20 protein-coding genes are annotated in these 26,671 nt (G+C 67.6%); 10 read left to right on the top strand and 10 right to left on the bottom strand.

Going from position 1 to position 26,671, the window contains the following annotated elements:
* Positions 1 to 735: B12-binding domain-containing protein (locus tag CV1CTNOD_RS20545; protein ID WP_165485650.1), on the top strand; the 735-nt coding region annotated here is incomplete at its 5' end.
* Positions 736 to 974: 239 nt separating this feature from the next.
* On the opposite strand, the gene CV1CTNOD_RS20540 is transcribed toward CV1CTNOD_RS20545, so the two are convergent.
* A complete protein-coding gene (locus tag CV1CTNOD_RS20540) occupies positions 975 to 1,391 on the bottom strand; it encodes a DUF5319 family protein (protein WP_131787625.1) in 417 nt (138 codons plus the stop codon).
* A 437-nt stretch (positions 1,392 to 1,828) separates the two neighbouring features.
* On the opposite strand from CV1CTNOD_RS20540, the gene guaB reads away from it, so the two are divergent.
* The 3 genes from guaB (at position 1,829) to CV1CTNOD_RS20525 (ending at position 6,062) form a co-directional block, all read left to right on the top strand.
* A complete protein-coding gene (gene guaB / locus CV1CTNOD_RS20535) occupies positions 1,829 to 3,379 on the top strand; it encodes an IMP dehydrogenase (protein ID WP_131787624.1) in 1,551 nt (516 codons plus the stop codon).
* A gap of 156 nt (positions 3,380 to 3,535) precedes the next feature.
* On the top strand, positions 3,536 to 4,654 hold the full coding sequence (locus CV1CTNOD_RS20530; protein WP_131787623.1) for a GuaB3 family IMP dehydrogenase-related protein: 1,119 nt from the start codon (positions 3,536 to 3,538) through the stop codon (positions 4,652 to 4,654).
* Between the two features lie 217 nt (positions 4,655 to 4,871).
* Entirely contained in the window at positions 4,872 to 6,062 is a 1,191-nt protein-coding gene (locus tag CV1CTNOD_RS20525) for a hypothetical protein (protein ID WP_131787622.1), read from the top strand.
* Between the two features lie 358 nt (positions 6,063 to 6,420).
* On the opposite strand, the gene CV1CTNOD_RS20520 is transcribed toward CV1CTNOD_RS20525, so the two are convergent.
* On the bottom strand, positions 6,421 to 7,431 hold the full coding sequence (locus CV1CTNOD_RS20520; protein ID WP_131787621.1) for a hypothetical protein: 1,011 nt from the start codon (positions 7,429 to 7,431) through the stop codon (positions 6,421 to 6,423).
* A gap of 152 nt (positions 7,432 to 7,583) precedes the next feature.
* Positions 7,584 to 7,772, bottom strand: a complete 189-nt coding sequence (locus tag CV1CTNOD_RS25915; RefSeq protein ID WP_131787620.1) for a hypothetical protein — start codon at positions 7,770 to 7,772, stop codon at positions 7,584 to 7,586.
* Between the two features lie 337 nt (positions 7,773 to 8,109).
* On the opposite strand from CV1CTNOD_RS25915, the gene CV1CTNOD_RS20510 reads away from it, so the two are divergent.
* Both CV1CTNOD_RS20510 and CV1CTNOD_RS20505 read left to right on the top strand, forming a co-directional pair.
* Positions 8,110 to 8,721, top strand: coding sequence for a hypothetical protein (locus CV1CTNOD_RS20510; protein ID WP_207386577.1), 612 nt, complete (start codon positions 8,110 to 8,112; stop codon positions 8,719 to 8,721).
* Positions 8,722 to 9,034: 313 nt separating this feature from the next.
* The gene (locus tag CV1CTNOD_RS20505) at positions 9,035 to 10,306 is read left to right on the top strand and encodes an ABC transporter substrate-binding protein (RefSeq protein WP_207386576.1); all 1,272 of its coding nucleotides are present in this window, start codon (positions 9,035 to 9,037) and stop codon (positions 10,304 to 10,306) included.
* A gap of 200 nt (positions 10,307 to 10,506) precedes the next feature.
* Here the strand turns inward: CV1CTNOD_RS20505 and CV1CTNOD_RS20500 are convergent, their stop codons facing one another.
* The 4 genes from CV1CTNOD_RS20500 to CV1CTNOD_RS20485 are packed head-to-tail and all read right to left on the bottom strand — an operon-like array spanning position 10,507 to position 15,580.
* Positions 10,507 to 11,103 carry a GTP-binding protein gene (locus CV1CTNOD_RS20500; protein WP_131768495.1) on the bottom strand — a complete coding sequence of 199 codons (597 nt, stop codon included), beginning with the start codon at positions 11,101 to 11,103 and terminating at the stop codon, positions 10,507 to 10,509.
* Positions 11,084 to 11,443, bottom strand: coding sequence for a DUF742 domain-containing protein (locus CV1CTNOD_RS20495; RefSeq protein ID WP_131787617.1), 360 nt, complete (start codon positions 11,441 to 11,443; stop codon positions 11,084 to 11,086). The genes CV1CTNOD_RS20500 and CV1CTNOD_RS20495 overlap by 20 nt, the downstream gene beginning before the upstream one ends.
* A 25-nt stretch (positions 11,444 to 11,468) precedes the next feature.
* Positions 11,469 to 11,891, bottom strand: a complete 423-nt coding sequence (locus CV1CTNOD_RS20490) for a roadblock/LC7 domain-containing protein (protein WP_131768493.1) — start codon at positions 11,889 to 11,891, stop codon at positions 11,469 to 11,471.
* The gene (locus tag CV1CTNOD_RS20485; protein WP_131787616.1) at positions 11,888 to 15,580 is read right to left on the bottom strand and encodes a sensor histidine kinase; all 3,693 of its coding nucleotides are present in this window, start codon (positions 15,578 to 15,580) and stop codon (positions 11,888 to 11,890) included. Before CV1CTNOD_RS20485 ends, CV1CTNOD_RS20490 begins: the two co-directional genes overlap by 4 nt.
* 355 nt (positions 15,581 to 15,935) lie before the next feature.
* Here CV1CTNOD_RS20485 and guaA point away from each other — a divergent pair, with 355 nt between their 5' ends.
* Positions 15,936 to 17,522, top strand: coding sequence for a glutamine-hydrolyzing GMP synthase (gene guaA, locus CV1CTNOD_RS20480; protein WP_131787685.1), 1,587 nt, complete (start codon positions 15,936 to 15,938; stop codon positions 17,520 to 17,522).
* A gap of 20 nt (positions 17,523 to 17,542) precedes the next feature.
* Here guaA and CV1CTNOD_RS20475 read toward each other — a convergent pair whose 3' ends face one another.
* A complete protein-coding gene (locus CV1CTNOD_RS20475) occupies positions 17,543 to 18,706 on the bottom strand; it encodes a threonine/serine dehydratase (protein WP_131787615.1) in 1,164 nt (387 codons plus the stop codon).
* A 426-nt stretch (positions 18,707 to 19,132) separates the two neighbouring features.
* Between CV1CTNOD_RS20475 and pcrA the strand changes: the two genes are divergently transcribed.
* Positions 19,133 to 21,583 carry a DNA helicase PcrA gene (gene pcrA, locus CV1CTNOD_RS20470; protein ID WP_131787614.1) on the top strand — a complete coding sequence of 817 codons (2,451 nt, stop codon included), beginning with the start codon at positions 19,133 to 19,135 and terminating at the stop codon, positions 21,581 to 21,583.
* Between the two features lie 128 nt (positions 21,584 to 21,711).
* On the opposite strand, the gene CV1CTNOD_RS20465 is transcribed toward pcrA, so the two are convergent.
* Entirely contained in the window at positions 21,712 to 22,440 is a 729-nt protein-coding gene (locus CV1CTNOD_RS20465) for a M23 family metallopeptidase (RefSeq protein WP_242606881.1), read from the bottom strand.
* Positions 22,441 to 22,708: 268 nt separating this feature from the next.
* Positions 22,709 to 23,710, bottom strand: coding sequence for an alpha/beta fold hydrolase (locus CV1CTNOD_RS20460; protein ID WP_131787613.1), 1,002 nt, complete (start codon positions 23,708 to 23,710; stop codon positions 22,709 to 22,711).
* Positions 23,711 to 24,327: 617 nt separating this feature from the next.
* Between CV1CTNOD_RS20460 and CV1CTNOD_RS20455 the strand changes: the two genes are divergently transcribed.
* Together CV1CTNOD_RS20455 and sucC are read left to right on the top strand one after the other, a co-directional pair.
* Positions 24,328 to 24,768 (top strand): cobalamin B12-binding domain-containing protein, encoded by a 441-nt coding sequence (locus CV1CTNOD_RS20455; protein WP_131787612.1) that lies wholly within the window; start codon positions 24,328 to 24,330, stop codon positions 24,766 to 24,768.
* 715 nt (positions 24,769 to 25,483) lie between these two features.
* Positions 25,484 to 26,650 carry an ADP-forming succinate--CoA ligase subunit beta gene (sucC, locus tag CV1CTNOD_RS20450; RefSeq protein WP_131787611.1) on the top strand — a complete coding sequence of 389 codons (1,167 nt, stop codon included), beginning with the start codon at positions 25,484 to 25,486 and terminating at the stop codon, positions 26,648 to 26,650.
* Positions 26,651 to 26,671: the final 21 nt, after the last annotated feature.

The following is a 26,671-nucleotide window of genomic DNA, read 5'->3' as shown; positions in this document are numbered from 1 at the left end:
GCCGAGAACATCTCCGGGCCCACGGTCATGACCGGGCCCGCCGTCGTCACCGGGCCCGCAGCGATGGCCGAACCCGAACCCGAGCTCATGACCGAAGCGCGAGGTTCAGGCGGTCGGGTCCTGTCGCTCGCGGGTGCCAGTATTGCGGCTCGAGGTCTCGCCCGCGCGGCCATGGCACTCGACTCGTCCGCGGTGACCCGCATCCTGGCTCAGGCGATCGAGACCGACGGCGTGGTCGCCACATGGCAGGACCTGGCGTGTCCGGTCCTCGTCGCGGTCGGCCGGCGGTGGGAACTGCGTGGGGACGCAGTCGATGTCGAGCATCTGCTGAGCGAGTGCATCGTGACGGTTTTCCGCCGTGCGGCAGATCGTGACGTGGATGTCCACACCCGTCCGGTGCTGCTCGCGTGCACCCCGGACGAGCAGCACAGCCTTGCCCTCAATGCGATCGCGGCTGGGCTGGCTGAACGAGGGGTACCCGTTCGTCTCCTCGGAGCCGCGGTACCGATCGCCGCACTGCGGACCGCGGTCGTACGTACCGGACCAGCCGCGGTATTCCTCTGGTCCCAACGCCGAGCCTCGGCGGATGTCGCGACGTGGCGTGGTTTACCGACGACCCGGCCGCCGACGTCGATCGTCGTAGGAGGCCCGGGCTGGCGCAGGTCAGTCCTTACATCACAGGTCGGGTACGCACAGTCCCTGTCCGAAGCACTCGATCTGCTTTCCCCCAAATAGCGGCTTCGCCGCGATCTGGGACCCCTGGCGTGGTGGGTTGGTCGTCACGTGGAAGAGGTGGAACGTTGGGTTGTTTCGCGACGATTTGGGAATCCCTGGTGGAGGGGCGGGCTGCTGTTGGTGATCTGTCGTGGGAAAGTGATGTGGATCCAGTGCTGTCACCTCGTTGCGCACCCTTGTGGACCGCCTGCCGCGCTGGCGCGATCCACAGGCCCCAGCTTCGCTGGACGGAGTGGCGGTTAGCGCGAGTCGGCTTCCGACGCCTCGCTTGTCTCGTAGACGCCGTCGGCATAGCCGCGTGCGTAGTCCCAGCTGACGTAGAAGGAGGGATCCGGAGCATACGCGGGCTCGTGTACCCGGGTGCGTCCCTCATCGAGCAGATGGCGCAGATTCCCGGTAAGAAGATCCCAGCTGAAGAAGTGCGGCTCTGCGCATCCCTCGCAGTCGACGACGAGACCACGGTAGCCGCGGGGTTCCAACAGGGTCCGGAAAACGTCGAGATCACCGAGTTCGGCGAGTACCTCCTCACGCTCTTGCTGCGACAGAGGCTCCAGCAGATCGGTGTCCTCGACCGGGTCTAGGCGTGCGAGCTCTGCGGTCGGATCCTCGGGGTCGCCCGCGAAGGGGTCGAGAGGCTCGTTGCTCACGCCGACCACGCTACGCCGGACTGAGCCGCTTAGTGGTCCCGATCGGCGACTCCGAGCGCTGATGTGTGCTCGTATTGCCTCTTTACCGTGACTGCGAGCTGTTTTGGTGCATGCGATATCGCGGACGCCGCCGAAAAGCCATGATCATTTCACCGTGGGAAGCCTGTGATCGGATGTCCTTTGGTCAGCGAGGTTCCCTGCGGCCTCCGGGCGCGTGAAAAGTCATGATCGCGTGCCCTTTGGCCGGCTAGCATGTAAAGCTTGGAGCTCGTGCTGGTGTCCGGTCGCGCCGGTCGATGGTGGGAGTCGGCGACAGCGGATCGGCGACAGCGGAGTGGACGGCGGGGCCGGCGCTGCGGGCGGGGTGGGTTGTCGCGCAGGGGCCGGGAAGTGCGTGCAGGTGCAATACCGGCACGGCAGGTGACGAAGCGTGAACGGAAGGTGCCATGAATAGTCCCATTGTCCGGCCTGCCGTGTCCGATCCGGGACCGGCGTTGCCAACGAAGCTGGCCACGCTGGGGCTGACCTTCGACGATGTGCTGCTGCTCCCGGCGGAATCGAACGTCATGCCGTCGGACGCGGACACGTCCACGCGGTTGTCCCGCCATATCCGGCTCGCCATTCCGATGCTGTCCTCGGCGATGGACACCGTCACCGAGTCGCGGATGGCGATCGCGATGGCCCGGCAGGGCGGGGTGGGTGTGCTGCATCGGAATCTTTCCGTGGACGACCAGGCGCAGCAGGTCGACATGGTGAAGCGTTCCGAATCGGGAATGATCACCGCTCCCATCACCTGCGGCCCGGACGCCACCATTGAAGAGGCCAACGAGCTGATGGCCCGGTACCGGATATCCGGCGTCCCGGTGACCGAACCCGATGGCCGGCTCGTCGGCATCGTGACCAACCGTGATATCCGGTTCGAGCGAAACCATTCCCAGCCGGTACGTGCCGTGATGACTCCGATGTCGCTTGTCACGGCACCTGTGGGTGTGTCGGCTGACGACGCCTTGGCCCTGCTGCGGCAACACAAGATTGAAAAGCTTCCCCTGGTGGACGACCGCGGGCGCCTGCGTGGGCTGATCACCGTCAAGGACTTCACCAAGCGTGAGCAGTACCCGCAGGCGACCAAGGACGCGGACGGCCGTCTCGTGGTCGGCGCCGCCATCGGGGTGGGGGAGGACGCCTACAAGCGCGCCCAGGCGCTGGTGAGCGCGGCGGTCGACTTCCTGGTCGTCGACACCGCCCACGGCCATGCCCGGGCCGTACTGGACATGGTGCGCCGTATCAAGGCCGACCTGCCGACCAGGGTCGACGGCGGCCCCCTCGACGTCGTCGCGGGCAACGTCGCGACCGCGGACGGCGCTCGCGCGCTGGTGGAGGCGGGTGCCGACGCCATCAAGGTGGGGGTCGGGCCTGGCTCGATCTGCACCACAAGGGTGGTGGCGGGGGTCGGCGTGCCGCAGGTCACCGCGATCTACGAATGCGCGCAGGTCGCCCGGGAGCACGGCATCCCTGTGATCGGTGACGGCGGGATGCAGTACTCCGGGGACATCGCCAAGGCGATCGCGGTCGGTGCGGACACGGTGATGCTCGGCAGCCTGCTGGCCGGGGTCGACGAGAGTCCCGGCGAGTTGATTTTCATCAACGGCAAGCAGTACAAGGCATACCGTGGGATGGGGTCGTTGGGCGCGATGCGCACCCGGGGCACCACCCGCTCCTACTCGAAGGACCGCTACTTCCAGGACGACGTTCTCTCCGACGACAAGCTCGTGCCGCAGGGCGTCGAGGGGCAGGTTCCGTATCGGGGGCCGTTGGTCGCGGTGGCCCACCAGCTGGTCGGCGGCCTGCGGGCGGCCATGGGCTACACCGGCTCGCCGACGATCGCCGCCCTGCAGCAGGACAGCCGGCTTGTGCGCATCACCACGGCAGGCCTGAAGGAGAGCCACCCGCACGACATTCAGATGACCGTCGAGGCACCGAATTACAACTCACGGTGAGGTGAACGTCGTTCGGCTGGGGGTAAGAGGGTTGCTCCTGATTCCGCCGGCCAGTTTTGTGTTGGTTTTTTTACTTAAAGTGACATGGTTGCCGGAAGTACCGGTGAGCTGGTTGCCGGTGATGCCGGTGAGAGGACACAGTGGCTAGAGGACACAGTGGCTGAGGTCGAGATCGGTATCGGTAAGAGCGGTCGGGTCGGCTTCGGCCTGGACGCGCTGGGCATCGTGCCGTCGAGACGGACGCGCGACCCCGCGGACGTCTCGCTGACCTGGGAGATCGACGCCTACCGCTTCGACCTGCCAGTGGTGACCGCCCCCGCGGATGCGGTGACCTCACCGGCCACCGCTGTCAGCATGGGAGCCATCGGTGGCCTCGGTGTCGTCCATGTCGAGGGGGTGTGGAGCAGGCATGAGGAGCCGGAGCCGCTGCTGGAGGAAATCTCCACCCTCGGCGCGGACGCGGCCGGCCGGCGCCTGCGCGAGCTCTACACCGCGCCGATCCGGCCCGAGCTGGTCGTCAAGCGACTGACGGAGATCCGGGATGCCGGCGTGGTCACAGCTGCCGCGCTGCGCCCCCAACGGGTCAAGGCGCTGTACCCGTTCCTGCTCGAGGCCGGGGTCGACCTGCTCGTCATCCATGCGACGGCCGTCTCGGCCGAGCACCAGTCGAGAAGGACCGAACCGTTGAACCTCAAGCGGTTCATCGGTGAGCTCGACGTGCCCGTCCTGGTGGGCGGATGCGCGTCCTTCTCGACCGCCCTGCACCTGATGCGCACCGGCGCCGCCGGTGTGATCGTCGGAGTCGGTCCCGGTGGCGCGGACACGACCAGGGCGGTGCTGGGAGTCGGGGTCCCGATGGCGACCGCCATCGCGGACGCGGCCGGCGCGCGCATGCGCTATCTGGACGAGTCCGGCGGTCGATACGTCCACGTCATCGCCCACGGGGGTATGCGGACCGGCGGTGACGTCGCCAAGGCCATCGCCTGCGGCGCCGACGCGGTCATGCTCGACGTGCCGCTGGCCGCCGCGGCCGAGGCGCCCGGCCGGGGCGGCTACTGGTCCATGGACGTCCTGCACTCCCGTCTGCCGCGAGGCACCTGGGAGCATGTTCCGGTCGCCGGAACATTGCGGGAGATCCTGCTGGGCCCCGCGTCGGTGAACCCCGGTACTCTGGATCTCGCCGGTGCGCTGCGGACAGCGATGGCGACGACCGGTTACGCCACGCTCAAGGAGTTGCAGAAGGCCGACGTGCTGGTCACCTCGACGTCTTGCTGACCCGCTACCAAGTTCATCCGGCACCCGTTCGTGTTTCGGCAGCCGGCCACCTGGGGCCTCCCGGCCGCGCGAACAGCGATGATCGCGCGGCGCTCGTGCCCTTGATCTCCTGGCGGGCGTTTCGGGCTGCTTCCGGATCCGTACCGGATCCGGGGTGAAGCTCTCTTCAGGCAGCATGGCACCCTGGAACCGTCTGTTTCGGTCCGAAGGATGACACATGCGCATCGACGAGCACGGTCGCTGGGTCAGCGATGATGGTTCATACATCTGGGATGAGGCAGCCCAGACGTGGCAGCCGTCGGCGCCGCATCCCACCGAATCCACGATCTCCGGGGCTGTTGTCGGGGATGCCGGTATCGCCAGTGGCAGTGTCGCCGACGACGTCATCGGCGATGTCATCGGCGACGTTGCCCCAGCCGACGCCACCTGGGAGTTCGCGGTGGGACACCCGTCGCAGGGCACGTCGGGCTGGTCCGTTTCGGACGAGACACCGTTGCCGGGCGCGGCCTGGTCGGAGCCGGTGCAGGCTGATGCCCGGGACACCGCACGGGCGGGCGTCGACACGCTGCTGCCGAGCGGGCAGGGCGGGCCGGGTGGATGGCCGTTTCAGGACGGTGATACCCGGATCGGTGTGGTCGGGACCGACACCAGCGTCGCAACCGCTTACGGGTCCTCCTGGCAGGGCTATCCGTTCCGCGAGTCCGATCCGGGGATGGGACCGGCGACGAGCTTCGGCACCGTCGATGCCTCGGCTACAAGCGAGATCGCTCAGCCCGGTGAGGCTGTCCAAGGACTGCCCGGGCCGTTCGGCGTGGTGGACGTCATCTCACTCGGACCTTCCCGGGACGGTGGCGCACCCGGCTCTGATACCGGTACCGACGAGCTGGGATCCCACCCGCGGGCCCCGGCCGGCGCGCGCAGCCAGCACCGCAGGCGCCGGGCTGGTCGCCAGGCGTCGGCAGCCCGGTCCGGTCCGGGCGGTCACGACGTCTCCCCGGAGCCTGCGGGACGGATGGCCCGGGTCCTGTCGTCGGTCACCGTGCTACCGCGTCGTGTACTGATCGGTACGGCAGCGGTGCTGATGCTCCTGGTGGGTGTCGGCGGGTATCTGATTTTCGGCGGGGGCGGGGGGGACGTGGCGGTCGGTGCGCCGGTCGAGGCCACCGCGGGCCCCTCCACGGGCGCGGTGACCGGCGGGCCCCTGCGGTACAGCGAACCGCTGCGTACGGCCTACCTGCAGGAGTGCATGCAGGTCAGTAACGGACTTCGGGCCTACTGCACATGCACTCTGGAGAAGCTGGAAGCCGGCTACCCGCAGGACCAGTACGAGGCCCTCAACAAAAACGTGAATTCGCCGGAGACGACCAGGATCATCCGTGAGATCTCCGATCAGTGCGTGAGCGCCTGATGGCGAACGCTGGTGTACGCTACGTTCGTCCATATTTCTGGTGTTTCGGGGGCGCGCAGGTTTTCGCGGGCACACAAGCCCTTTACCTGGACCTAGGGGGCAGGACATGCCCACCGATGGGCTCTGGTTGAGCGACAATGGCGCGTGGGCATGGGACGCCGTTGCCGGGGCGTGGCGTCCATCGGCGCCGACCGGTGATTCGGGCGGCCCGGTGACAGGCCCTCCTGAGCCTGCCGGTGCACCGGGGCGGAGCGCGGACGACTTCTTCGCGGTCGAGCGGGTCGGGGAGGCCGACGACTGGCCCCCTCCGGTTCCCCCTCCGGTTCCGACGCCGGATTGGCCCGGTTCCCAGGAACCGTCAGGCCAGCAATGGCGCGACCGTGCTTTTTCCGCGCCTGATCCGTTCGACGTCTCCGCCAGTCACGACCGACCGACCTTGCCCGGTTATCCCTCCCAGCCGGTCCTGCGCGATCCGCGGGCAGGCGGGTTCCCCGGCGGTGGTGATCCCGTAACGGGTGTGACCGGCGGCTACGGCGGTGGCTGGGATCTGTCCGTGGAAGGCACCGATCACGCCGCTGTCTCCCAGCGTGACACCGGCCCTCCCGACACCGGTCAGGGATCCACCGGTCAGGGAACCACCGGCCAGGGTGCCGGTCATCCCTGGCAGCCCGTCTTGGAACCGACGAGCGTGCATGAGGCCGGGGCTGACGACCGTCAGCCCGGTGTTCTGCGCGGGTTCGGTTCGCGTTACCCCGACGTTCTGAGCTCCGCCGACGGCCATCGGAACCGCCCGCGTGACGGCGGCGGCCGCGGTGCCCTTCCGGCTGGCGGTGCCTTTTCCGGTGGCGGTCAGCCCGACCGCCGTCGGCTCGACACGGGCGCGGCCAGGGTGGACGAGCGCCAGCCCGGCGGTCCGCAGTCGCTGCCCGGCCGGGTGTCGCCGGCCGGCGTACCGCCAGGCAGCGGCTTCGCGGGGAGCGCCGGATCCTCCCCCGCCCGTGGGCTGGCCGAGTACGGCATCTCCGGACCCGGCGGTAACGGCGCGTCGGATTCCGGCAACGTTTTGGAGCGTTACGGAAGCGACCGTCCAGTGAACGGTTACGGATTGGCGGGCCGCCCAGCCGGTTACCCGGCGTCCGCGGGTGGTGATCGTGGTTTCCCGGCCCGGCAGCCGGACACCGTCGACCCGTCCGCCGGGCCGGGGGACGGGTCGAGGCCCTACTCGGCAGATGGTCCGATCAGGGCGGCGCAGCTGCGTGATCGCGGACGCGTGCCCTCTGCCGGACTGAACCCCTCTCTCACCGACCGGGGCAACCCCTTGGACGGGGGCCCGGTCACCAGGGTCAACGGCCCGACTCCAGTCGGCCACCGGTCGGGTGGATATCCCGATTCCGGGGCTTCCCGGCCCGCTGTCCGTGGTCCCGGTGTGGACGATGATGCTCCAGCGACGCCTGACGTACCCCGGCCGACTGCTGGGAGAGCAGACAGTAGCAACGACCGGGCCGTGCTTCTCCCGCCGGCCTACCGTGGCTCGGCTGCTTCTGCGGTTGATCCACTCGTTCCCGTCCGGATGCGCTCACGCACCGCGTCCAGGTCGTCGTCAGCGATGCCCGGGGCCGGGATGCCCGCCGTCGGTGTGCCGGACGGGGGAGCCTTCGCGGACTCCGCTGAGCCGGATCCTTCCTTCACCGGATCCGCGGGGCAGCGCATCGACCCTGTCCTGCGAACCACTGATGCCCTCCGGTCGAGGACCCCTCGGGGCAATGAGCCGTCGTCTCCGATCGTGCCATCCACAGCGCTGGGGCAGTCACTGTCGGAGATGACCACGGCACTGTCAAGGACAGGCTCTGCGCCGGACACCGGCCCGCACGACACCGGCCCGTATGACACCGATCCCGATAATGACGATGGCTGGAAGCCTTCCAGCACTGTCCGTAAGAAGGCGGGTCGGGCGGGTACGACGACACCACGGGTTTCCTCCTCGCGGGCTGCTTTCGCGAACACCATGGCGCGGGAGCCGGAGCAACGGTCGAGGGCGTCGGCAGCCGTGAAACGCGCTGGAGGCCGTATGGTCGGCCTGCGCGGTGGGCCGGATCTCGGCGACATCGACGGCGACGGCAGCCCGGGATTCCTGGCGAGCCATCGGCGTGGGTGGGTTGGTCCGTTGGTTGTCGCGGCGCTGGTGTCCCTGGTCGCGATTGGGCTGTACGTCCTGCTGTCAGGTGGGGAGGACGCCCCTCCGGCGGCGCAGGAGAAGCCGGTGACTCCCATCTCTCCCACATCTCCAGCCGTGGGCTCCGCGACACCGGCCACAAGCAATCCGGACGCTGCTACCGGCCTGGCACTGGTCGACGGCACCTATCGCTGCTATCGGGCCGATGGCGCGGACCTCCGGCTACTTGCCGCGCTGCCGAACAAGTTCGTCGTCGCACGCGCAAGCGGCAGCTACCTCTGGGACGATCAGCAGGGTACCTACTCGATCACAAAGAACAGTTTGAGTACCGATACCGTGATTTTTACCGATATCCAGTTCACCGGTGGTCCGCTGAAGGACGTCAAGGCGCTGTTCGTCGACCGCGTGCGGGACGGCGACGCCGGGAAGGACGCCGGTTTTCTGACCTTCAAGGACGGTTCGAATCGGTGGTGCGCGATCAACTAGCCTCCGACGGCGCGAAAGAGACATCATCACGCCGCCTTCGGGCCCGCTAGGTGGCGGGGAACCTTCCGTCCCCGATCTCGTCTGGTGCGTGTTGACCAGGACCCAGTGCCCGGGTTTGAACCGGCGTGCGGCAGGATCAGGAGTCATGCTCCGATCTGACTGCCCGACACGCGCTGGACAGGGACGACCTGGCGATGTTTTGTCGGATGCCGACGGCTTCGTTATGACCGGCCCGGGCAGGTCGGTCCCGGACCGGCAGGATGATTCCGGTGGCTCTTCCCTGAATCGCCGCAAACTGCTGACCCTGGCTGGCATGACGGCTGCCGGGCTGCCCCTTGCCGCCTGTGGTGGCGGGTCCGGCGGTGGGTCGAAGGCAAAGCGAGCCATCAGGATCGGCTATGTCAGCCCGCAGACTGGCGCATTGTCCGCGTTCGGTGCCGCGGACAGGTATGTCACCGAGTCCATCCGGACCTTCTTCCAACGCCAGGGCGGGATGATCATCGGCTCGCGTACCTACCCGGTCGAGATCATCGTTCGGGACAGCCAGTCCGACCAGAACCGCGCGGCCCAGGCGGCCGGCGATCTGATTTTCACCGATCAGGTGGACATCGTTCTCGTCGCCTCCACACCGGAAACCATCAACCCGGTCTCGGACCAGTGCGAGGCAAACGAGATGCCCTGCATTTCCACGGCGGCTCCGTGGCAGTCGTGGTTCAACGGCCGCGGTGGTGACCCGGCCCATCCGTTCAAGTGGACCTATCACTTCTTCTGGGGTCTTGAGGACGTGATCAGGGTCTACCGGGGCATGTGGGCGCAGCTGCCCACCAACAAGAAGGTCGGCGTGCTCTGGCCCAATGACGCCGACGGCAGAGCGTTCGCCGATCCGATTATCGGGTTTCCACCGGCCATGACCGGTGCGGGTTACACACGTGTGACTCCCCCTTCCTTTGCCGCCGGCACCCTGGACTTCACCCAACAGGTGAACATGTTCAAGGACGCGGGCGTGGATATCCTGACCGGGGTGCTGCCACCGTCGGACTTCGCGCTTTTCTGGGAGAAGGCGGTGTCGCAGAACTTCAGCCCGAAGATTATTACGGTCGCCAAGGCGCTGCTGTTCCCGCAGTCGGTCCATGCGCTCGGTCGGGATGGTAACAATCTTGGTACCGAGGTCTGGTGGTCGCCCTATCACCAATTCCGCAGTTCGTTGACCGGGGGCACCCCGGAGGCGCTTGCCAAGGACTTCACGGACAGGACCGGCGCCCCCTGGGTGCAGACCCTCGGCTTCGTGCACGCGCTCTATGAGGTTGCCACGGAGGCGCTGGCGCAGGTCGGTTCCCCCGGTGACCGGGCGGCATTGGCGGCGGCGATCGGAAAGCTGCGCGTCAACACGATCGTGGGGCCGGTCGGCTTCGGTGGGTCGGCTGACATCCCCAAGAACGTGGCGAAAACACCCCTGGTCGGGGGACAGTGGCGGACGGACGGCTCCAGCTACAGTCTGGTCATCGTCGGCGACGAAACGATCAAGAATATTGCCGCGCAACCAGGAAAGCTGCTGCCTTATACCAAGGCTGTCCAGGGAGCCTGAGTAAACAACTGTCTGCCGGCCGTTGCCCGGCAGTCTCCTGGATTTCCCGGGGCCCCGACGGGGCGGGAACGACCACGACCGGGCGCTTTTCGGCCAGCTTAACTGGGCTCTGGCCGGACGCGGTGAGCCGGACCGAGGTTGCCGGCCCCATCTCCTGCGAGGTCATGTGCGGGCCGGGTTCGTGCTTGTCGGATATGTGGTCAGGTTCTCGCTACCGCTCGTGACATCGTGTGTTCCACCACCGCAATCAACGCGCTTTTCGTCGAGTGACGGTTGCGTGCGTCGCAGGTGATGATCGGCACGCCCTGGGTGATCTGCAGGGCTTCCCGGACGTCGTCGATGGAATGCCGCAGAATTCCGTCGAAACAGTTCACGCCGACGACGAAGGGCAGCTGGCGCTGTTCGAAGTAGTCCACGGCGGCGAAACAGTCGGCGAGTCGCCGGGTGTCGGCCAGGACAATGGCACCGATCGCGCCACGCACGATGTCGTCCCACATGAACCAGAATCGGTACTGTCCCGGCGTGCCGAACAGATAGAGGATCAGATCTTCGTCCAAGGAGACCCGGCCGAAGTCCATCGCGACCGTGGTCGTCGTCTTGTCGGAGATATGGGTCAGGTCGTCGACGTGCGCCCCGGCTTCGGTCATAACAGCCTCGGTACGCAGGGGCACAATCTCGGACACCGATCCGACGAAGGTTGTCTTGCCGGCACCGAAACCACCAGCGACGACGATCTTGACCGAGGTGGTGGCGACGGAGGAGTTTACCCGCCTACGGTCAGAGCTTTCGAAGGCCACTGAGAACCCTTTCGAGCAGCGCGAGATCCGGCGCCTCGTCGCGGTCGGGTTGTTGGTGCACCCGGACGTAACCTTCGTCCGCCATGTCACCCACCAGTACCCTTGCAACTCCGAGGGGAACCCGCAGGCCGGCGGCGATCTCCGCAATTGATCGCACCTGCCGACACATGGCGGCGATTGTTTGTTGCTCAAGGGCAAGTTCGATTGCCCGTTCCTCGCCAAGGGACGTCGTGACGACAAGCGCCTCGATGGCGAGTTCGTATCGTGAACGCGTCCGACCACCGGTCATCGCGTAGGGACGGACAACCGGCCCTGGGGCATTCGCGGGATCGCTGCTCACCCTGACCCCCTGTGCTTCCGTCGGTTCACCGCGGAAGGATCCCCTGCAGTTCGGCCCGTAGTGCCGGGGTAAGCACGTCGGTGGTTCGGGTTACCAGCAGCGCCATCTCATACCCCACAAGCCCGATGTCGCATGACGGTGCGGCGAGAACCGCCATACTTGCTCCGTCACTGATCGCCATGATGAACAGAAAACCATGTTCCATCTCGACGACCGTTTGTGTCACGTTGCCCGCTTCGAAGACCCGGGCAGCGCCCTGGGTCAGGCTCACCAGGCCCGAGGCGACGGCGGCCAGCTGGTCCGCCCGGTCACGCGGGAATCCGTCCGACACCGCCAGGAGCAGACCGTCCGCCGAGACCACCACGGTGTGCGCGACACCGGGAACTCTGTCAACGAAGTTGTTAATCAACCAGTTGAGGTTCTGTGCGTCTGAGCTCATGGGCGTCACACGTCCTCCTGGGCGTCTCGACGAGAGGTGGGCGCGGCGTCCCTGGTGGTATCGCGGCCCTGCCGGACACCTTGGTAGAAGCTGGCGAGCCGGCCGCCGACCGCTTCGGGGGACCGGGAGTGTCCCTCCGGTGACTGACGTTGTGGTCCAGGCTCGGCACTGCCGGGTACAAGATGGGTCATAGGAACGCGCAACGGAAGACCGGCCCGAGTCGTCCCACCGGGAGCCGGCTGGCGGGCTGCTTCCGCCGCATGCCAACCCGTGTCAGCTGCGGACGACCATGATACGGGCCGGGCAGCCGGCGGAGCGGACTGGGTCTCGGCGACACCGGTGGCTACCGTGGTCGGCGGCAACGGCTCTGCCGGGGCAGGCGACCAGACGGGCATGGTGACGTTGGTAGGTGTCGGGGCCGGAGGCCCCGTTCCGGCCTGGCCGGTCGTCGCTGTCGGCTGCGAGGCCCGAGCCGAGGCCGGGAAGGGCGAGGGCGAGGGCGGGAAGGGCGAGGGCGGACGCGTGATTTCGCCACCGGCGGTGATAGCGGCCTGCCCGCCCGGCCGGCTGGCGGACTCCGACGGCCGTGAGTCGCCGCGCAGGTTCGTCGGGCCTCGATGGACTGCCGGCCCGGGACGCCCCAGCGGGGACTGCCCAGGCGTCCTGGGCCGGGTCGGGAGCGCATGCGGAGACGCCGGGGAGTGCCGCTGGAACCACGCGGAGACCGAATCGAAGATCGGAGTTGTGTCGTTGTCGTCGCCATCCCTGTCGGGGGCCGCTTCCTCCACGGCGTTGACGAAGGACGGGTTGTCCAGCGGAGGGGATGCCTGCTCCGGCCCGAAGTCGAGGTGGGCGCCGCCCGGCGGCATGACGCCGGACTGTTGCCCCACCTGGGCAGCGGGCGTGAAGAACTGGGCGGCGGGCGCCGGGGGCTGCCGGCTGAACGACGCCGGCTCGCCGGCGCTCGCACCCCGTGCGCCGTTCGCGACGATCCGGTCCGTCGATACCGACGGAGCTGCCCCGGCCGGGCCTGTGTTGTCGGTGTTACCGATGTTCGCGGGACCCGAGCTGTTTGGATCCATGTTTGTCGGACCGGTGTTGGCTGCCAGGTCCAGATAGGTCGGACCGGTATCCGGGATGGGGTGGCTCCCCGTTCCCGGTCCGCGAGGGATCTCGTAGCCGCCGGGAGGAGACTCGTTCAGGAAGGAGGGATCGGCGTTCGGGCGGTGTGCGGTGATTCTGGAGACCTCCAAAGGACCGCTGCCGATGTCATCGCCGAAGGAGCCACCCACGTCCAGTTTCTCGAGTCCGAGATCAGCGGATCCGGTGAACCGGTCATCCGGTCCGGCGTGGTAGCCGGGGTCGCTGCCGGATCCGTTCATGTTCGGTGAGAGAAGGGGCGGGTTCGTTTCCGGGTCGTTGCGCGGATCGGACGGATGCGGACTGTTGCCCTTGGAGATCGTGCTTCCGTTCACGAGCACGCGGCCGTTGGACTCACCGCGTGACATGCCGTTCCCGAGGGGTATCCCGTCGGACACCGCGTTGCCGTTGGACAGCGCGGGGGGAAAGCCGCTGTCGAGTGCTGGATGGCTGGCCGCCGGGCGTCCAGCGGTGAGGGCTGCCGTGGCGCGCGACGGTGTGGCTGAGGCCGGATCGCCAGCCACGACCTTGGCCGGCAGACGTATCACGGCGGTGATCCCACCGGAGGCCGACTCCCGGAGCTGGACCCGGATACCGTGCCGGGTGGCCAGGCGACCGACCGCGAACAGACCCATCGTGCGGGACACCGACACGTCGATGACAGGCGGGCTGGCCAGGCGTTCGTTGATGCGCTCGAGATCCTTGGCGGGCATCCCGATACCACGGTCTTCGATTTCGATTATCGATCCGGCGCCGGGTCCCAGGGAGCGGCTGCTGACCTGCACCTCGGTCGCCGGGGGAGAGAAGGACGTGGCGTTCTCCAGCAGCTCGGCGATGAGGTGCACGACGTCGCTGACGGCGTTTCCGGCGATCGAGACCGAGGCCGCCGCGGTCTGCTTGACCCTCGTGTACTGCTCGACCTCGGAAATCGCGGCGAGGACGACCTCGTTGAGGGGCACGGGGTGGGTCCACCTGCGTGCCGTGTCGGTGCCGGCGAGCACCAGGAGGCTTTCGTTGTTCCGGCGCATACGGGTCGCCAGGTGGTCGAGCTTGAACAGGTTGGAGAGCTGGTCGGGGTCCTGTTCCCGGTTCTCCAGGTCGTCGATCAGTCGCAGCTGTCGTTCGACCAGCCCCTGGCTTCGTCGGGACAGGTTGACGAACATGGCGTTGACGTTGTTTCGCAGCACCGCTTGTTCGGACGCGAGGCGGACGGCTTCCCGGTGCACCTCGTCGAATGCGCGGGCGACTTCGCCGATCTCCTCGTCGGTGTTGATTCCGACCGGTTCGACGTCGGGGTCGATGTTCTGATCGGTGGAGTCACGCAGTCGGCGGACCGCTTCGGGAAGGCGGTGGCCGGCGATGTCCAGCGCGGCCGTGCGCAGCCCGAGCAGGGGGCGCACCAGGGAGCGGGCGACGACCATTGCCGCGAGCAGCGCGGTTGTCAGGATGAGGACGATGAGGAGTCCGGACAGCAACGCGTTGCGCTGAATACTCGAACGGAGTTTCTGGATGCGGTTGCTGGTGTCGTCGTAGAGGGATGCGATGACCTTGCCGTTGCGATCCATCGTGGCCTGGGTCGCCTGCAGCCACTTCGAGCTGTCCAGCTCGAGCTGTTGTCCGATTCGTCCGATCAGAACCATTTGTACTTCATTGCTGGTCTCTGACACGTCCTGACCGGTGAGTGTCGCCCGATACACCCCGGCCTGGGACGGGTTCGCCATCGCCTCGAAACGGGAAATCTGGCTCTCGCGTTCCGTGCCGAAGCCCACGAACAGGCGGTAGTCGGTGTTGTCGAAGTGCCCCTTCTGGAGAACTCCGTGGATAAGCGCCTGCTGGGCGGCCAGTTGTTCCCGTGCGCGGATGACGGCGTCGACGGCGTCCACATCGGCGTTTAGCGTGGCGTCATCCTGACCCTGCGGAATGAGCGCGGCGAGTTTGACGAGACTGTCGATCATGCCGGTGTAGGCCACCTGGACGGAGTCCGGCGAGACCAGGGTCAACGCGGCCGCGCGCACGTTTGCCCGGTGCGACAGCCGGTCCGCGACCGACTGGAGCGCCGCCCGGGTCTGCTCGGTGAAGGCGTCCTGCTGGTCCTTGGCGCTTTCCTCGTACTTCCGCGCCGCCTCGTCGACCTGTGTCTGCAGCGTTTTGAGACGGTCGAAGGAACCCGGCGCACTGCGCAACGCGACATAGCCGACCGTGTAGGTGCGCTCCTGCTCCAACGCGAACACCAAAGTCGTGGCGGCGCGGCTTATTTCCACCATGTCCTGGGCACGGTTGACGTCGCGTGTGCTGGTCAGGACGGTATTGGCCCCGATCGAGGCGTTGACCAGGATGGCGATGATCGGGACAGCGAGGATCGCGATCAGTTTGGTCCGGACCCGCCAGTTCGACGGCGTACCGACGATCGCCGCTATACGCCGCAGGCCGCTGGGACCTTGCGGCGCAATGGCTGGGGCGTCGACGCGCGGTCCGTCGCCGTCGGCGGACTCCTCCGGCGTGACTTCTGGTGCCGCAGGAGCGTCGATGCCCGTGCCGGCTATCGGTTGTCTGCGCACGTACCTTCGCAACCTCTCCGCCAGCCTCCCGGAACACGTCGTACCGGGATGGCCCGGTATCGGGCCCCGGATGTCCCCTGATAGGCACCTTAGCGGTAGGGCCAGACATCCTGGCAGACGCCTGGCCTAAGCTAGTTGTCCGCGTCCGATCCGTTCCGCGCTGTTTGTTCTCCAAGAACCGTCGAGGGAGCGCGGACACACAGGGACGCACGCCGCAGAGGTGTTGTTCGGTGGGCTGCCGGGTGTTCCGCCCGTCCTCCGTAGGCTTGGCGTCGTGGACATCGTTACCCCGAAGCCGGCCGGACGCCCGACGGGCGGCGGCCGAGGATCCAGCGCGCCGGTCGCCTCCGGCTCCGTGTCCCCGGCCTCTGCGGCCTTCCGTCCGGCCCACGACACGGTTCTGGTCGTCGACTTCGGCGCACAGTACGCCCAGCTCATTGCCAGGCGGGTGCGCGAGTGCCACGTCTACTCGGAGATCGTGCCCTGGGACGTCTCCGTCGAGGAGATCCTCGCCCGCCGTCCCGCCGCGGTGATTCTCTCGGGTGGACCGAAGTCGGTCTATGCACCGGACGCCCCGGAGGTGGACCCAGCGCTTTTCGGCGCCGGGGTGCCGGTGCTGGGTATCTGCTATGGCCACCAGGTGATGGCGCACGCGCTGGCCGGGACGGTGGCGCGCACGGGCGTCGCGGAGTACGGCGCTACCCGGCTCACCGTCACGGCCAGCGGTGTCCTGTTCGCGGATCTGCCTTCCGCCCAGCAGGTGTGGATGTCCCACGGCGACTCGGTGACAGCGGCACCACCGGGGTTCGTGGTCACCGCGTCGACGCCTTCCACCCCGGTGGCCGCCTTCGAGGACACCGAACGCCGGTTGTTCGCAGTGCAGTTCCACCCGGAGGTGGTGCACAGCGACCACGGCATGGACGTCCTGCGACGTTTCCTGTTCGCCGGTGCCGGCTGTCGGCCCAACTGGACCATGGTCAACATTGCCGACGACGCGGTTGCGGCGGTCCAGGCCCAGCTCGGCGGCGCGCGCGCGATCTGCGGACTATCCGGCGGGGTGGATTCGGCGGTGGCCGCGGCTGTGGTCCACCGTGCCGTGGGCGACCAGCTGACCTGCGTGTTCGTCGATCACGGCCTGCTGCGCGCAGGCGAGGCGGAGCAGGTGGAGAAGGACTTCGTCGCCTCGACCGGGGTCGAGCTGGTGCACGTCAAGGCCGCCGACCGGTTCGCCGCGGCACTCGCCGGGGTCAGCGATCCGGAGCGCAAGCGCAAGATCATTGGACGGGAGTTCATCCGGGTGTTCGAGGAGGCGGCCCGCGAGCTGGAAGCGCGGGCCGAGGCCGAGGGGTCCCGGATCGAGTTCCTGGTGCAGGGCACGCTGTACCCGGATGTCATCGAGTCGGGTTCACCGACCGCAGCAAAGATCAAGTCGCATCACAACGTCGGTGGGCTCCCCGATGATCTGCAGTTCTCCCTGGTGGAGCCGCTGCGCACCTTGTTCAAGGATGAGGTGCGCCGGCTGGGTGAGGAACTCGGGCTGCCGGAGGAGATCGTCTGGCGGCAGCCGTTTCCGGGGCCCGGCCTCGCTGTCCGGATCATCGGTGAGGTCACCCCGCAGCGGCTGGAGACGTTGCGGGCCGCGGATGCGATCGTGCGCGAGGAGATCCGCCGGGCCGGCCTGGACCGCGAGATCTGGCAGGTGTTCGCGGTGCTGCTGGCGCACGTCCGTTCGGTGGGAGTCCAGGGAGATGAACGTACCTATGGACACCCGATCGTGCTGCGAGCGGTCACCAGTGAGGACGCGATGACCGCCGACTGGGCCCGGCTGCCCTACGACCTGCTGGAACGCATCTCAGGCCGGGTGGTCAACGAGGTGGAGCAGGTCAACCGGGTGGTGTACGACATCACCTCCAAGCCTCCCGGCACCATCGAGTGGGAGTAGCGGCGTTACCCGGCGGGATGTTATGCGGCGGGGATGCGCAGGGGCCCGGCGGCGAGGCTGCGGACGCGGTGGGCGGTGACGGGGTCGATGTTGCCGCCGGAGAGGATCACCACGGTCGGGCCCTGCGCGAGGTCCGGGTGGCGTAGCAGTGCCGCCGTACCGGCGGCTCCGGCGGGCTCGACCGTCTGACCGTCTGCGCGCAGCAGCCCCGCCATCGCCTCCCACAGCGCGTCCTCATCGACCGTGACCACGTCGTCCAGCAGGCTGGTGGCAAGCGCCAGGGTCAGACTTCCCGGGGTCTTCACGGCCATGCCGTCGGCAATGGTCGCCGCCGGGACGCGGATCGGCCGCCCCGCGCGCCATGACAGGGCGAAGGCGGGAGCGCCCGCGGCCTGGACACCGATCACCCGCACGTCGCTGCGTCGTTGCCTGATCGCCGTCGCTATCCCGCTGATCAGGCCACCACCGCCGATACCCACCAGGACGGTCCGCAGGCCGGGGACCTGCTCGGTGACCTCGAGCCCGATCGTGCCCTGCCCGGCGATCACGGTCGGATCGTCGAAGGGATGCACCAGCAGCCAGCCGTGCTCGAGCGCGGCGGCCTCGGCCGCCAGCAGAGCGGCGTCGATCCCGCCGTGCACATGCTCGACCCGCGCGCCGAGGCGGCGGGTGCGCGCGACCTTGACCGGGCTCGCGCCGGTCGGAACGAAGATCGTAGCCGGGACGCCGAAGTGGGCCGCCGCGTACGCAACGCCCTGGGCGTGGTTTCCGGCACTGGCAGCGACCACGCCCCGCGTCCGCACGGTGGGGTCGGCGAGAGCGATGCGGGCGAATGCACCGCGTAGCTTGAACGAGGCGGTGCGCTGTTCGTTCTCGCATTTCAGCCACACCGGTGCGCCGGTCAGCCGGGACAGGTGGGCGCTGGGCACGACCCGGGTCCGCCGGACAACCGGTGCGAGGACGACCGCGGCCCCGGCGACGTCGATCGTGGTGCCGTCGATTGCCGTGCCGTCGGTCGTCGTGCCCTTGGTGGTGCCCTTGGTTGTCGTGTCCGCATCCGGTAGGCCGTCCGCGTTCGGGGTCGTGGACGTGACGGATCTGGGAGGGGTGTCACCGTCGTCCTTACCGGTGGTACTTGTGCTGTCGCTGGTGGCGTGCGTCGGGTTTTCGGATGGTTGGCTCATCGTTGTTCTCCCAGTGGCTTAGCGGCCACCCCTGACGTGACCGCGGCAACAAAAAAGCCCCCCGCCGAATTGGCGGAAGGGCGAGGCGCGCTGACCCGTCGGTGTCGACCCGAAGGCGGGTTCACGCGCCTAGTTAATGATCATAATGTGCTGCGGCACCTTACTATTTTGCTCTTGGACGGTGGTGGTCGTCAAAACCAACCGCCCCTCCCCGCGCGCCGAACCGGCGTCGCACCCTGTGCTGGGGACCGCAGACCGCGGCACAGGGTGCGACGCGACCGGTGTCCGGGTCTCGGTGTGGTCCGCGCCTAGGCCTCGGCGTCGGCTGCTGGTACGCGGGGTCGTGGCGCGGACCGGCACCTCGTAGGGTGGAGAGCGTGTACCGCTGTCGGACCTGCCGGACGTCGAACGTATGATCGATCCCCTATGAGCACGCTTCTCGGTGGCCTGTACCCCGACTTCGACGACGCCGCGGACGATCGGGACGGGCCCGTGGCGGTACCGGTCCCGGATGCGCCGGGAGGCCGTGCCGCGTTCCAGCTCGATGCCGACGCGCTGCTGGACGGCCTGAACCCGCAACAGCGGGCCGCGGTCGTCCATGCGGGTTCGCCGCTGCTCGTCGTCGCGGGTGCGGGGTCCGGCAAGACGCGGGTGCTCACGAACCGGATCGCCTACCTGCTTGCCGCGCGTGGGGTTCGCGCCGGTGAGATCCTGGCGATCACGTTCACCAACAAGGCCGCGAACGAGATGAAGGAGCGGGTCGCCGCGCTCGTCGGCACGCGGACCCGGGCGATGTGGGTGAGCACCTTTCATTCCGCGTGCGTGCGCATCCTGCGGTCGCACGCCAAGCGCATCGGGTTCACCAGCGGTTTCTCGATCTACGACGCGGCGGACGCCCAGCGCTTGATCACGCTGGTCGCGCGCGACCTGGACATCGACCCCAAGCGGTACCCGGCACGCGCACTCGCCACCGGGATCAGCAACCTGAAGAACGAACTGGTCGACTGGGAGACCGCCCGGGACAAGGCGGCCAACCACGTCGAACGCACCGTCGCCGAGGTCTACGGTCTCTACCAGCGCCGGCTGGCCGAGTCGAACGCGTTCGACTTCGACGATCTGATCATGATGACGGTGAACCTGCTGCAGGCCTTCCCGGATGTTGCCGAGCACTACCGGCGCCGGTTCCGGCACGTCCTCATCGACGAGTACCAGGACACCAACCATGCCCAGTACGTCCTCGTGCGGGAGCTGGTGGGGCACACCTCCCCGCTGACCGTCGACGGCGAGCCGGTACGGCCGGGCGCGGACACGGGCGATCACGTGGACTCCGGTGAGCGCACGGGCGATCATGCGGTGGAACCGGCCGAGCTGTGCGTGGTCGGTGACGCCGACCAGTCGATCTACGCCTTCAGGGGCGCCAACATCCGTAACATCGTCGAGTTCGAGCAGGACTACCCCGACGCCACCGTGATCCTGCTGGAACAGAACTACCGGTCCACGCAGACGATCCTGTCCGCGGCGAACGCGGTGATAGCACGCAACGCCCGGCGCAAGCCCAAGCGACTGTGGTCGGACGCCGGAGACGGCGAGAAGATCGTCGGCTATGTCGCGGACAACGAGCACGACGAGGCCGTCTTCGTCGCCGCCGAGGTCGATCGGCTGGCCGACGCCGAACTGGCGCGCTCCGGCGATATCGCCGTCTTCTACCGCACCAACGCCCAGAGCCGGGTCTTCGAAGAGATCTTCATCCGGGTCGGCCTGCCCTACCGAGTGATAGGCGGGGTGCGCTTCTACGAGCGCCGTGAGGTTCGGGATCTGCTCGCCTACCTGCGGGTGCTGGTGAACCCGGCGGACACCGTGAACCTGCGACGCATCCTCAACGTGCCCAAGCGGGGAATCGGCGATCGGGCCGAGGCGATGCTCGACGCCTTCGCCGAGCGCGAGCGCATCCCCTTCGCCGACGCCCTGCACCGTGTGGAGGAGGTCCCGGGCCTGGCCGCCCGCTCGGCGAAGGCGGTCCGCGGTTTCGCGGGCCTGCTCGCCGAATTGCGCACGGCCGTGGCAGACGGCCCGGTCGCGGCGTTGGAAACAGCGCTGGAACGGACCGGATACCTCGCCGAGCTGGCCGCCGCGGACACCCTCGAGTCCGAGGGACGGGTGGAGAACCTCCAGGAGCTGGTCAGCGTAGCCCGGGAATTCAGCGAGCAGTTTCCGCAGGGTTCGCTCGCGGACTTCCTCGAGCAAGTCTCCCTGGTCGCCGATGCCGACCAGGTACCCGATCCCGAGGAGGGCACCGCCGGGGTCGTCACCCTGATGACGCTGCACAGCGCCAAGGGACTGGAGTTCCCGGTGGTCTTCCTGACCGGGCTGGAGGACGGCGTTTTCCCGCACATGCGCACGCTTGGCGACCCGACCGAACTCGAGGAGGAACGGCGCCTGGCCTATGTCGGCATCACCCGGGCGCGTGCCCGGCTGTACCTGACCCGGTCGGAGGTCCGCAGTGCCTGGGGTCAGCCGGCGTACAATCCACCGTCACGTTTTCTCGAGGAGGTGCCGTCCGAGTTGGTGAGCTGGCAGGGGAACGCACAGCCGGCGTCGGCTGCCTCTCGGCCGCAGGCGACCGCGTCGTCGGGTTCGGCGTCACCACGGTCGTCGAGCGGGCAGGCCGGTGGGCTACCGGGCCGCCGGCCCGCGCCGGCGCCACGCCCGATTCCCGACCTTTCCATGGGGGACCGGGTCAACCACGACACCTTCGGCCTGGGCCAGGTCGTCGCGGTGGCAGGGTCGGGGGACAACCGCGAGGCGAGCATCGACTTCGGCGAGGGGACGGGAACCAAGCGTCTGCTCCTGCGTTACGCCCCGATCGAAAAGCTGTGAGCAGCGCGCCCACAAATGTCGCGCCCACAAAATGTCGTGCCCACAAACGTGGGTCTCCACGGATGTTGTTGGGCCGCAACGGTGGCGGCGTTCGGTAGCAGACGCCGTTCAGTAGCAGCGGACGCCGTTCAGTAGTAGACGCCGTGTTTGGCCAGCCACGCAAGCGGGTCGACCTCGACGCCGTTCTGGCCGTTGAGCCGGACCTCGAAGTGCAGATGCGGCCCGGTGGAGAATCCGGTCGACCCTTCCAGGCCCAGTTGCTGGCTGGTGGCGACCCGTTGACCGACCCGGACGTCGATCCGGGAAAGGTGGGCATAGCAAGTTACGACATTGTTCGTATGGAGGATCTGGACGAAGTTTCCGTAGCCGGATTCCCATCCTGCGTAGATGACGGTACCGCTGTGAGCGGCGACGATCTGGGTGCCCATCGGTCCACCGAGATCGATACCGGGGTGACCGTTGGCACCACCGAACCGTTGGGTGAGACGGGCTTGTATCGGGTGGACCCACCGCAGCGCCTCTTCCTGCTGGCGTGCGGTCTGCGCGGCCGCGGTCCGCTGTTGGAGGAGCAGGATGGACAGCTGGGCCAGTGCCTCGTCCCGATCGACACGGTCGGTCTGGGCCTGGCGTTGCGCGGCTTCGCTGTCATCGGGTTGCCGCCCGAGCAGAGAGGGATCGCTCAGCCCGTCGGTCGCGGCATCCGCCGCGGTGGGTGCCGGGCCGGAGATCGTCCCGGCGGTGCGCAGTCCGGGAAGACTCGCTGGTTCGGAGTGGGCGATGCCGGTTGTGTTGATCATCATGATGCCGAGGGTGGAGACCACGGCGGAGGCTATACCGGTGCGGCGGATCTGCGCCATCGAGACCGTCCGGCGGGCGAAGCCGAACGGATCGCCGTGCTTTGCGGTCCTACCGTGGCCGCGGTGCCGCCCTGAGTTGCGGGCCGGGGGTTGTGACAACCCGAAATCACGCTCCCGTTGGTCGACAAGACTGCTGCCGCGTCGCGGCACGGCGGGAGGGAAAGCCTGTAAACCGCCTTGAACGCTACACCGACCCAAACCGGAACTTTGATGCCACCCCCGCCCACGGTGGACGTGGTGCGCAAAGTGGTTTAATTATTGCTTTTTGTCATCGCGAGTGGTGAAGATTTCGATCATGCTGGAAGTCTCCGGTTGCCGAACGGGAGTCTCCCCATGGGGTGGGGCCGGGACGGGCGTCCGAGAGGGATCTCGGCTGCGCCGCCGGCTCCGATCCTTCCTCCTCGCCGGTGTCAGGATCGTGATCGGTGTGTTCGACGTCGTCCAGATGGGCGAGCGTGGTCGCGATCTGGTGGACGACGTCGATGTTGAACGGCAGCGAGTGGTGACCGACGCCGGGAAGGCGAAGGTTACGGACGATAAGGTCCGGATGATGGAGAAGTGCCGACTCGCTCGGCCGTATGATCGTGTCCAGATCTCCTGAGAAGGCCACGAACCGCGTCCGGCAGTTCGGCGCGGGTTCGGCCAGCTCACGGATCACGTCCGAATCCGGGACCAGCTGGCGCAGGAGGGTGTACGGCACCATCGGGGGGAGCAGCCGCGCCAGGCGGGTGCCCTCATGCGGTGTACCCAGCGTCACCAGTGTGTGCACGTGGGCGTCGCCGTCGAGTTTCTGCACGTAGTAGCGGGCAACCAGTCCGCCGAGGGAGTGCCCGACAATGTGTATGCGCGGGTAGCCCGTCTGCTCACACATTGTCTCGACCACTGTGCCAAGCCGGCGGGCCGCTGTCGGAATGTCCGAGGTGAACAGCGGCAGGTTCACTGTGGCGACTCGCCCGAAGCCCCGCCGGCGCAGCGACCGGCGCAGTCGAGTGAAAATCGACCTATTGTCGATCATGCCGTGGACCAGCAGAATCGGTGTGCCTGCGGCTTCTATGTCGCCGACGAGCAGCCCACGCCGCAATGGGGAGAGGCCTTCGAGGGTGTAGCGGTCGGCCGGCTCGCGCAGCCTCTCCGAGACGACCCCGATCGGGTAGAAGGCGATATGGGTCATCAGCCACGTGGCTTCCGCGGCCATCCCGCGGACCGCCGCCGGTGTGTCGAGCAGGCCTCGGGTCACCTGTGTGCCGCGACGGGCCACGGATGTGCTCACAGATCGGGTGACCCTGCTTGCCGCTCCCACCGGCCCCAGTTGACGCTTTCCGATTGCCTCTGCTCCCGTCCGTGCTCGGACAGCCGTCCGAAGAACCAGCTGGCCGAAAGAACTAGCCGGCCGAAGGCAGCGCGATCATCGGCCTTCTCGCGCGGCCGGAGGCCCCAAGGAACCCGGGAGGCTGCTGAACAACACCTGTCCGGCTCGCTGGCCGAACGCCGTTGTTCAGCATCCTCCCGGGCCCGAACCTCCCTGCGGGGAGGGACCCGGGAACGGCACGATACTCGCAGGCTCAGGGCCCCAGGATTTCGCACCGGACGAACCGTTTCGCACCAGACGAACCGTAGTTAGGTCTGGCAGACGCCCTGGGAATCACCACGACGTCTACCGTGACTGAGAGTACAAAAGAAGGTCACGGATGTCGACTGTTGGTTCCTTGCCGTGACTGTTGACCGGGGCCGCCGGCAGCTGTGATCCCGCCGGGCAACGGCGTGCTTCCGTGGGTGCGTCCCGCTAGGGTCTATGAAGAGATCGGGCCACGGAACGTCATGTACGGGACATTACGTCACGGAAAGTAATGTCCGGGCGGGCGACGTCAGTGAACGCAAGGAGGCCGCGTGAACGAAACCGGTGAACGTATCCGGGTAGTGGTCGCCAAACCCGGTCTTGACGGCCACGATCGCGGCGCCAAGGTCATTGCGCGGGCGTTGCGGGACGCGGGCATGGAGGTCGTCTACACCGGCCTGCACCAGACGCCTGAGCAGATTGTCGAGACCGCGATCCAAGAGGACGCCGACTGCATCGGTCTGTCGGTCCTCTCGGGCGCACATATGACCCTTTTCGCGCGCCTGATGGAGCTGCTGCGGGAGCGTGGTGCCACCGACGTCGTGGTAACCGGTGGCGGAATCATACCGGATGCCGATATTCCGGAGCTGAAGGCTCTGGGTGTCGCCGAGATATTCACTCCCGGGGCGACCACGGGCGAAATCGTCGAGTGGATCCGGTCGAGGGTGGCCGCGGCCCACGCATCCGATCCCACCGGAGCTTTCGCGCGCTGAACCTCCCGGGTTCCCGGGTTTTCCCCGGGTTGGCTCCCGGCGGGATCCGTCCCCGCCGATCAGAGGTTGGCAGGGGCGGTCGGGGACGGCTCGGCCGGGACGTCCCTGCGGGTACGTGGGTGAGGTCCCTCCGGCGGGACAGCAGGCCGTAAGCCCCCGGGATGGTGCTGAGGTTCCCGGCTGTCCCGGTTGCCCGGTCCGCCAGCTGGCCGGTCCGCCGGCCGCATCCTTTCTGTCATGCCTTTCTGTCATGCCTTCGTCACCGGTCCGGCAGCAGGACGCCCGACATGCTGTCGCCACTGTTTGTGATATCGAGCGTTACACGGCTGTCCGCTGTCGGTGACGTCCCCGCCGGGCTCGGGTATATGGCTCGCGGCCGGATCCGTATGCGGGGTGAGCGAGGTAACGCCGTCACCGCCGTCACCGCCGTCGCAGGTGTCGCAGGTGTCGCAGGTGTCGGGATCATGTCGGGTTCGATCGGAATAGTGGGTATTGCGATCACTGTGATCGCGGTGTCGACCACCACAAAACCAGGCGCTTGGTACCGGGTCCGGGTGATGATGGTGGCTGACCCCGGACATCCGTGGCCGGCCGCCGCGGCAGGAGCAGCATCTGCCGGGGCGGGCGCCTTCAGTAGGCTCGGGGCGGCTTCCCTTTCTTCGAACTTTTGAACGTTCGATCCTGACCACCGACTTCGTATCCGACTGGACGGACTGTGGATCTCTTCGAGTATCAGGCGAAGAAGCTGTTCGCCGACCACGGCGTGCCTGTGCCCACCGGCAAGGTCGCCACGACCCCCGACGAGGCACGCGGCATCGCAACTGATCTTGGTGGACGTGTCGTCGTCAAAGCGCAGGTCAAGACCGGAGGCCGCGGCAAGGCCGGTGGCGTGAAGGTCGCCGACGGCCCGGACGACGCCACCGCCAAGGCATCGGCAATCCTCGGGATGGACATCAAGGGCCACACTGTCCATTCGGTCCTCGTGGAGCAGGCGAGTGACATCGCCGAGGAGTACTACGCCTCCTTCCTGCTCGACCGGGCGAACCGGACCTTCCTCGCCATGTGCTCCCGCGAGGGCGGGATGGAGATCGAGGAGGTCGCCGCGACCAAGCCGGAGGCGCTCGCCCGTATCCCGATCGACCCGCTGGTCGGGGTGGACGCGACCGTCGCCCGCCAGATCGCGGTGGCGGCGAAGCTGCCCGAGGCGGCTCTGGACGGTGCCACCGAGCTCCTGGTGAAGCTGTGGGAGGTCTTCGTCCGCTCCGACGCCACCCTGGTGGAGGTCAACCCGCTGATCCTGACCGGTGACGGTCGCGTGATCGCGCTGGACGGCAAGGTCAGCCTGGACGAGAACGCCTCCTTCCGCCACCCCGACCACACCGCGTTCGTGGACGTCGCCGCGGTGGACCCGCTGGAGCAGAAGGCGAAGGAGAAGGGCCTCAACTACGTCAAACTGTCCGGGCAGGTCGGCATCATCGGCAACGGCGCCGGCCTGGTCATGTCAACCCTCGACGTGGTCACCTATGCCGGTGAGGAGTTTGGCGGGCAGCGGCCAGCCAACTTCCTCGACATCGGTGGTGGGGCGTCCGCGCAGGTGATGGCGGACGGGTTGTCGATCATTCTGGGCGACCCGGCGGTCAAGAGTGTGTTCGTGAACATCTTCGGCGGGATCACTGCCTGTGACGCGGTCGCCAACGGTATCGTGCAGGCACTGAAGATCGTCGGTGACATCTCCACCCCGCTGGTCGTGCGGCTCGACGGCAACAACGCCGACGAGGGCCGGCGGATCCTCACCGAGGCCAACCTCGACGTGGTCAGGCCGGTGGACACCATGGACGGCGCGGCGCGGCTCGCCGCCGAGCTCGCCGCAGCCGCGGCCTGAGCGGACGGGAAGAGGCTTCCG

Origin of the sequence: Protofrankia symbiont of Coriaria ruscifolia, assembly GCF_900634745.1 — a bacterium.
In the GTDB taxonomy this organism is placed as follows: Bacteria; Actinomycetota; Actinomycetes; order Frankiales; family Frankiaceae; genus Protofrankia; species Protofrankia californiensis.
Note: the sequence above shows the minus strand (reverse complement) of the source record. Positions and strands in the feature narration are given on the sequence as shown.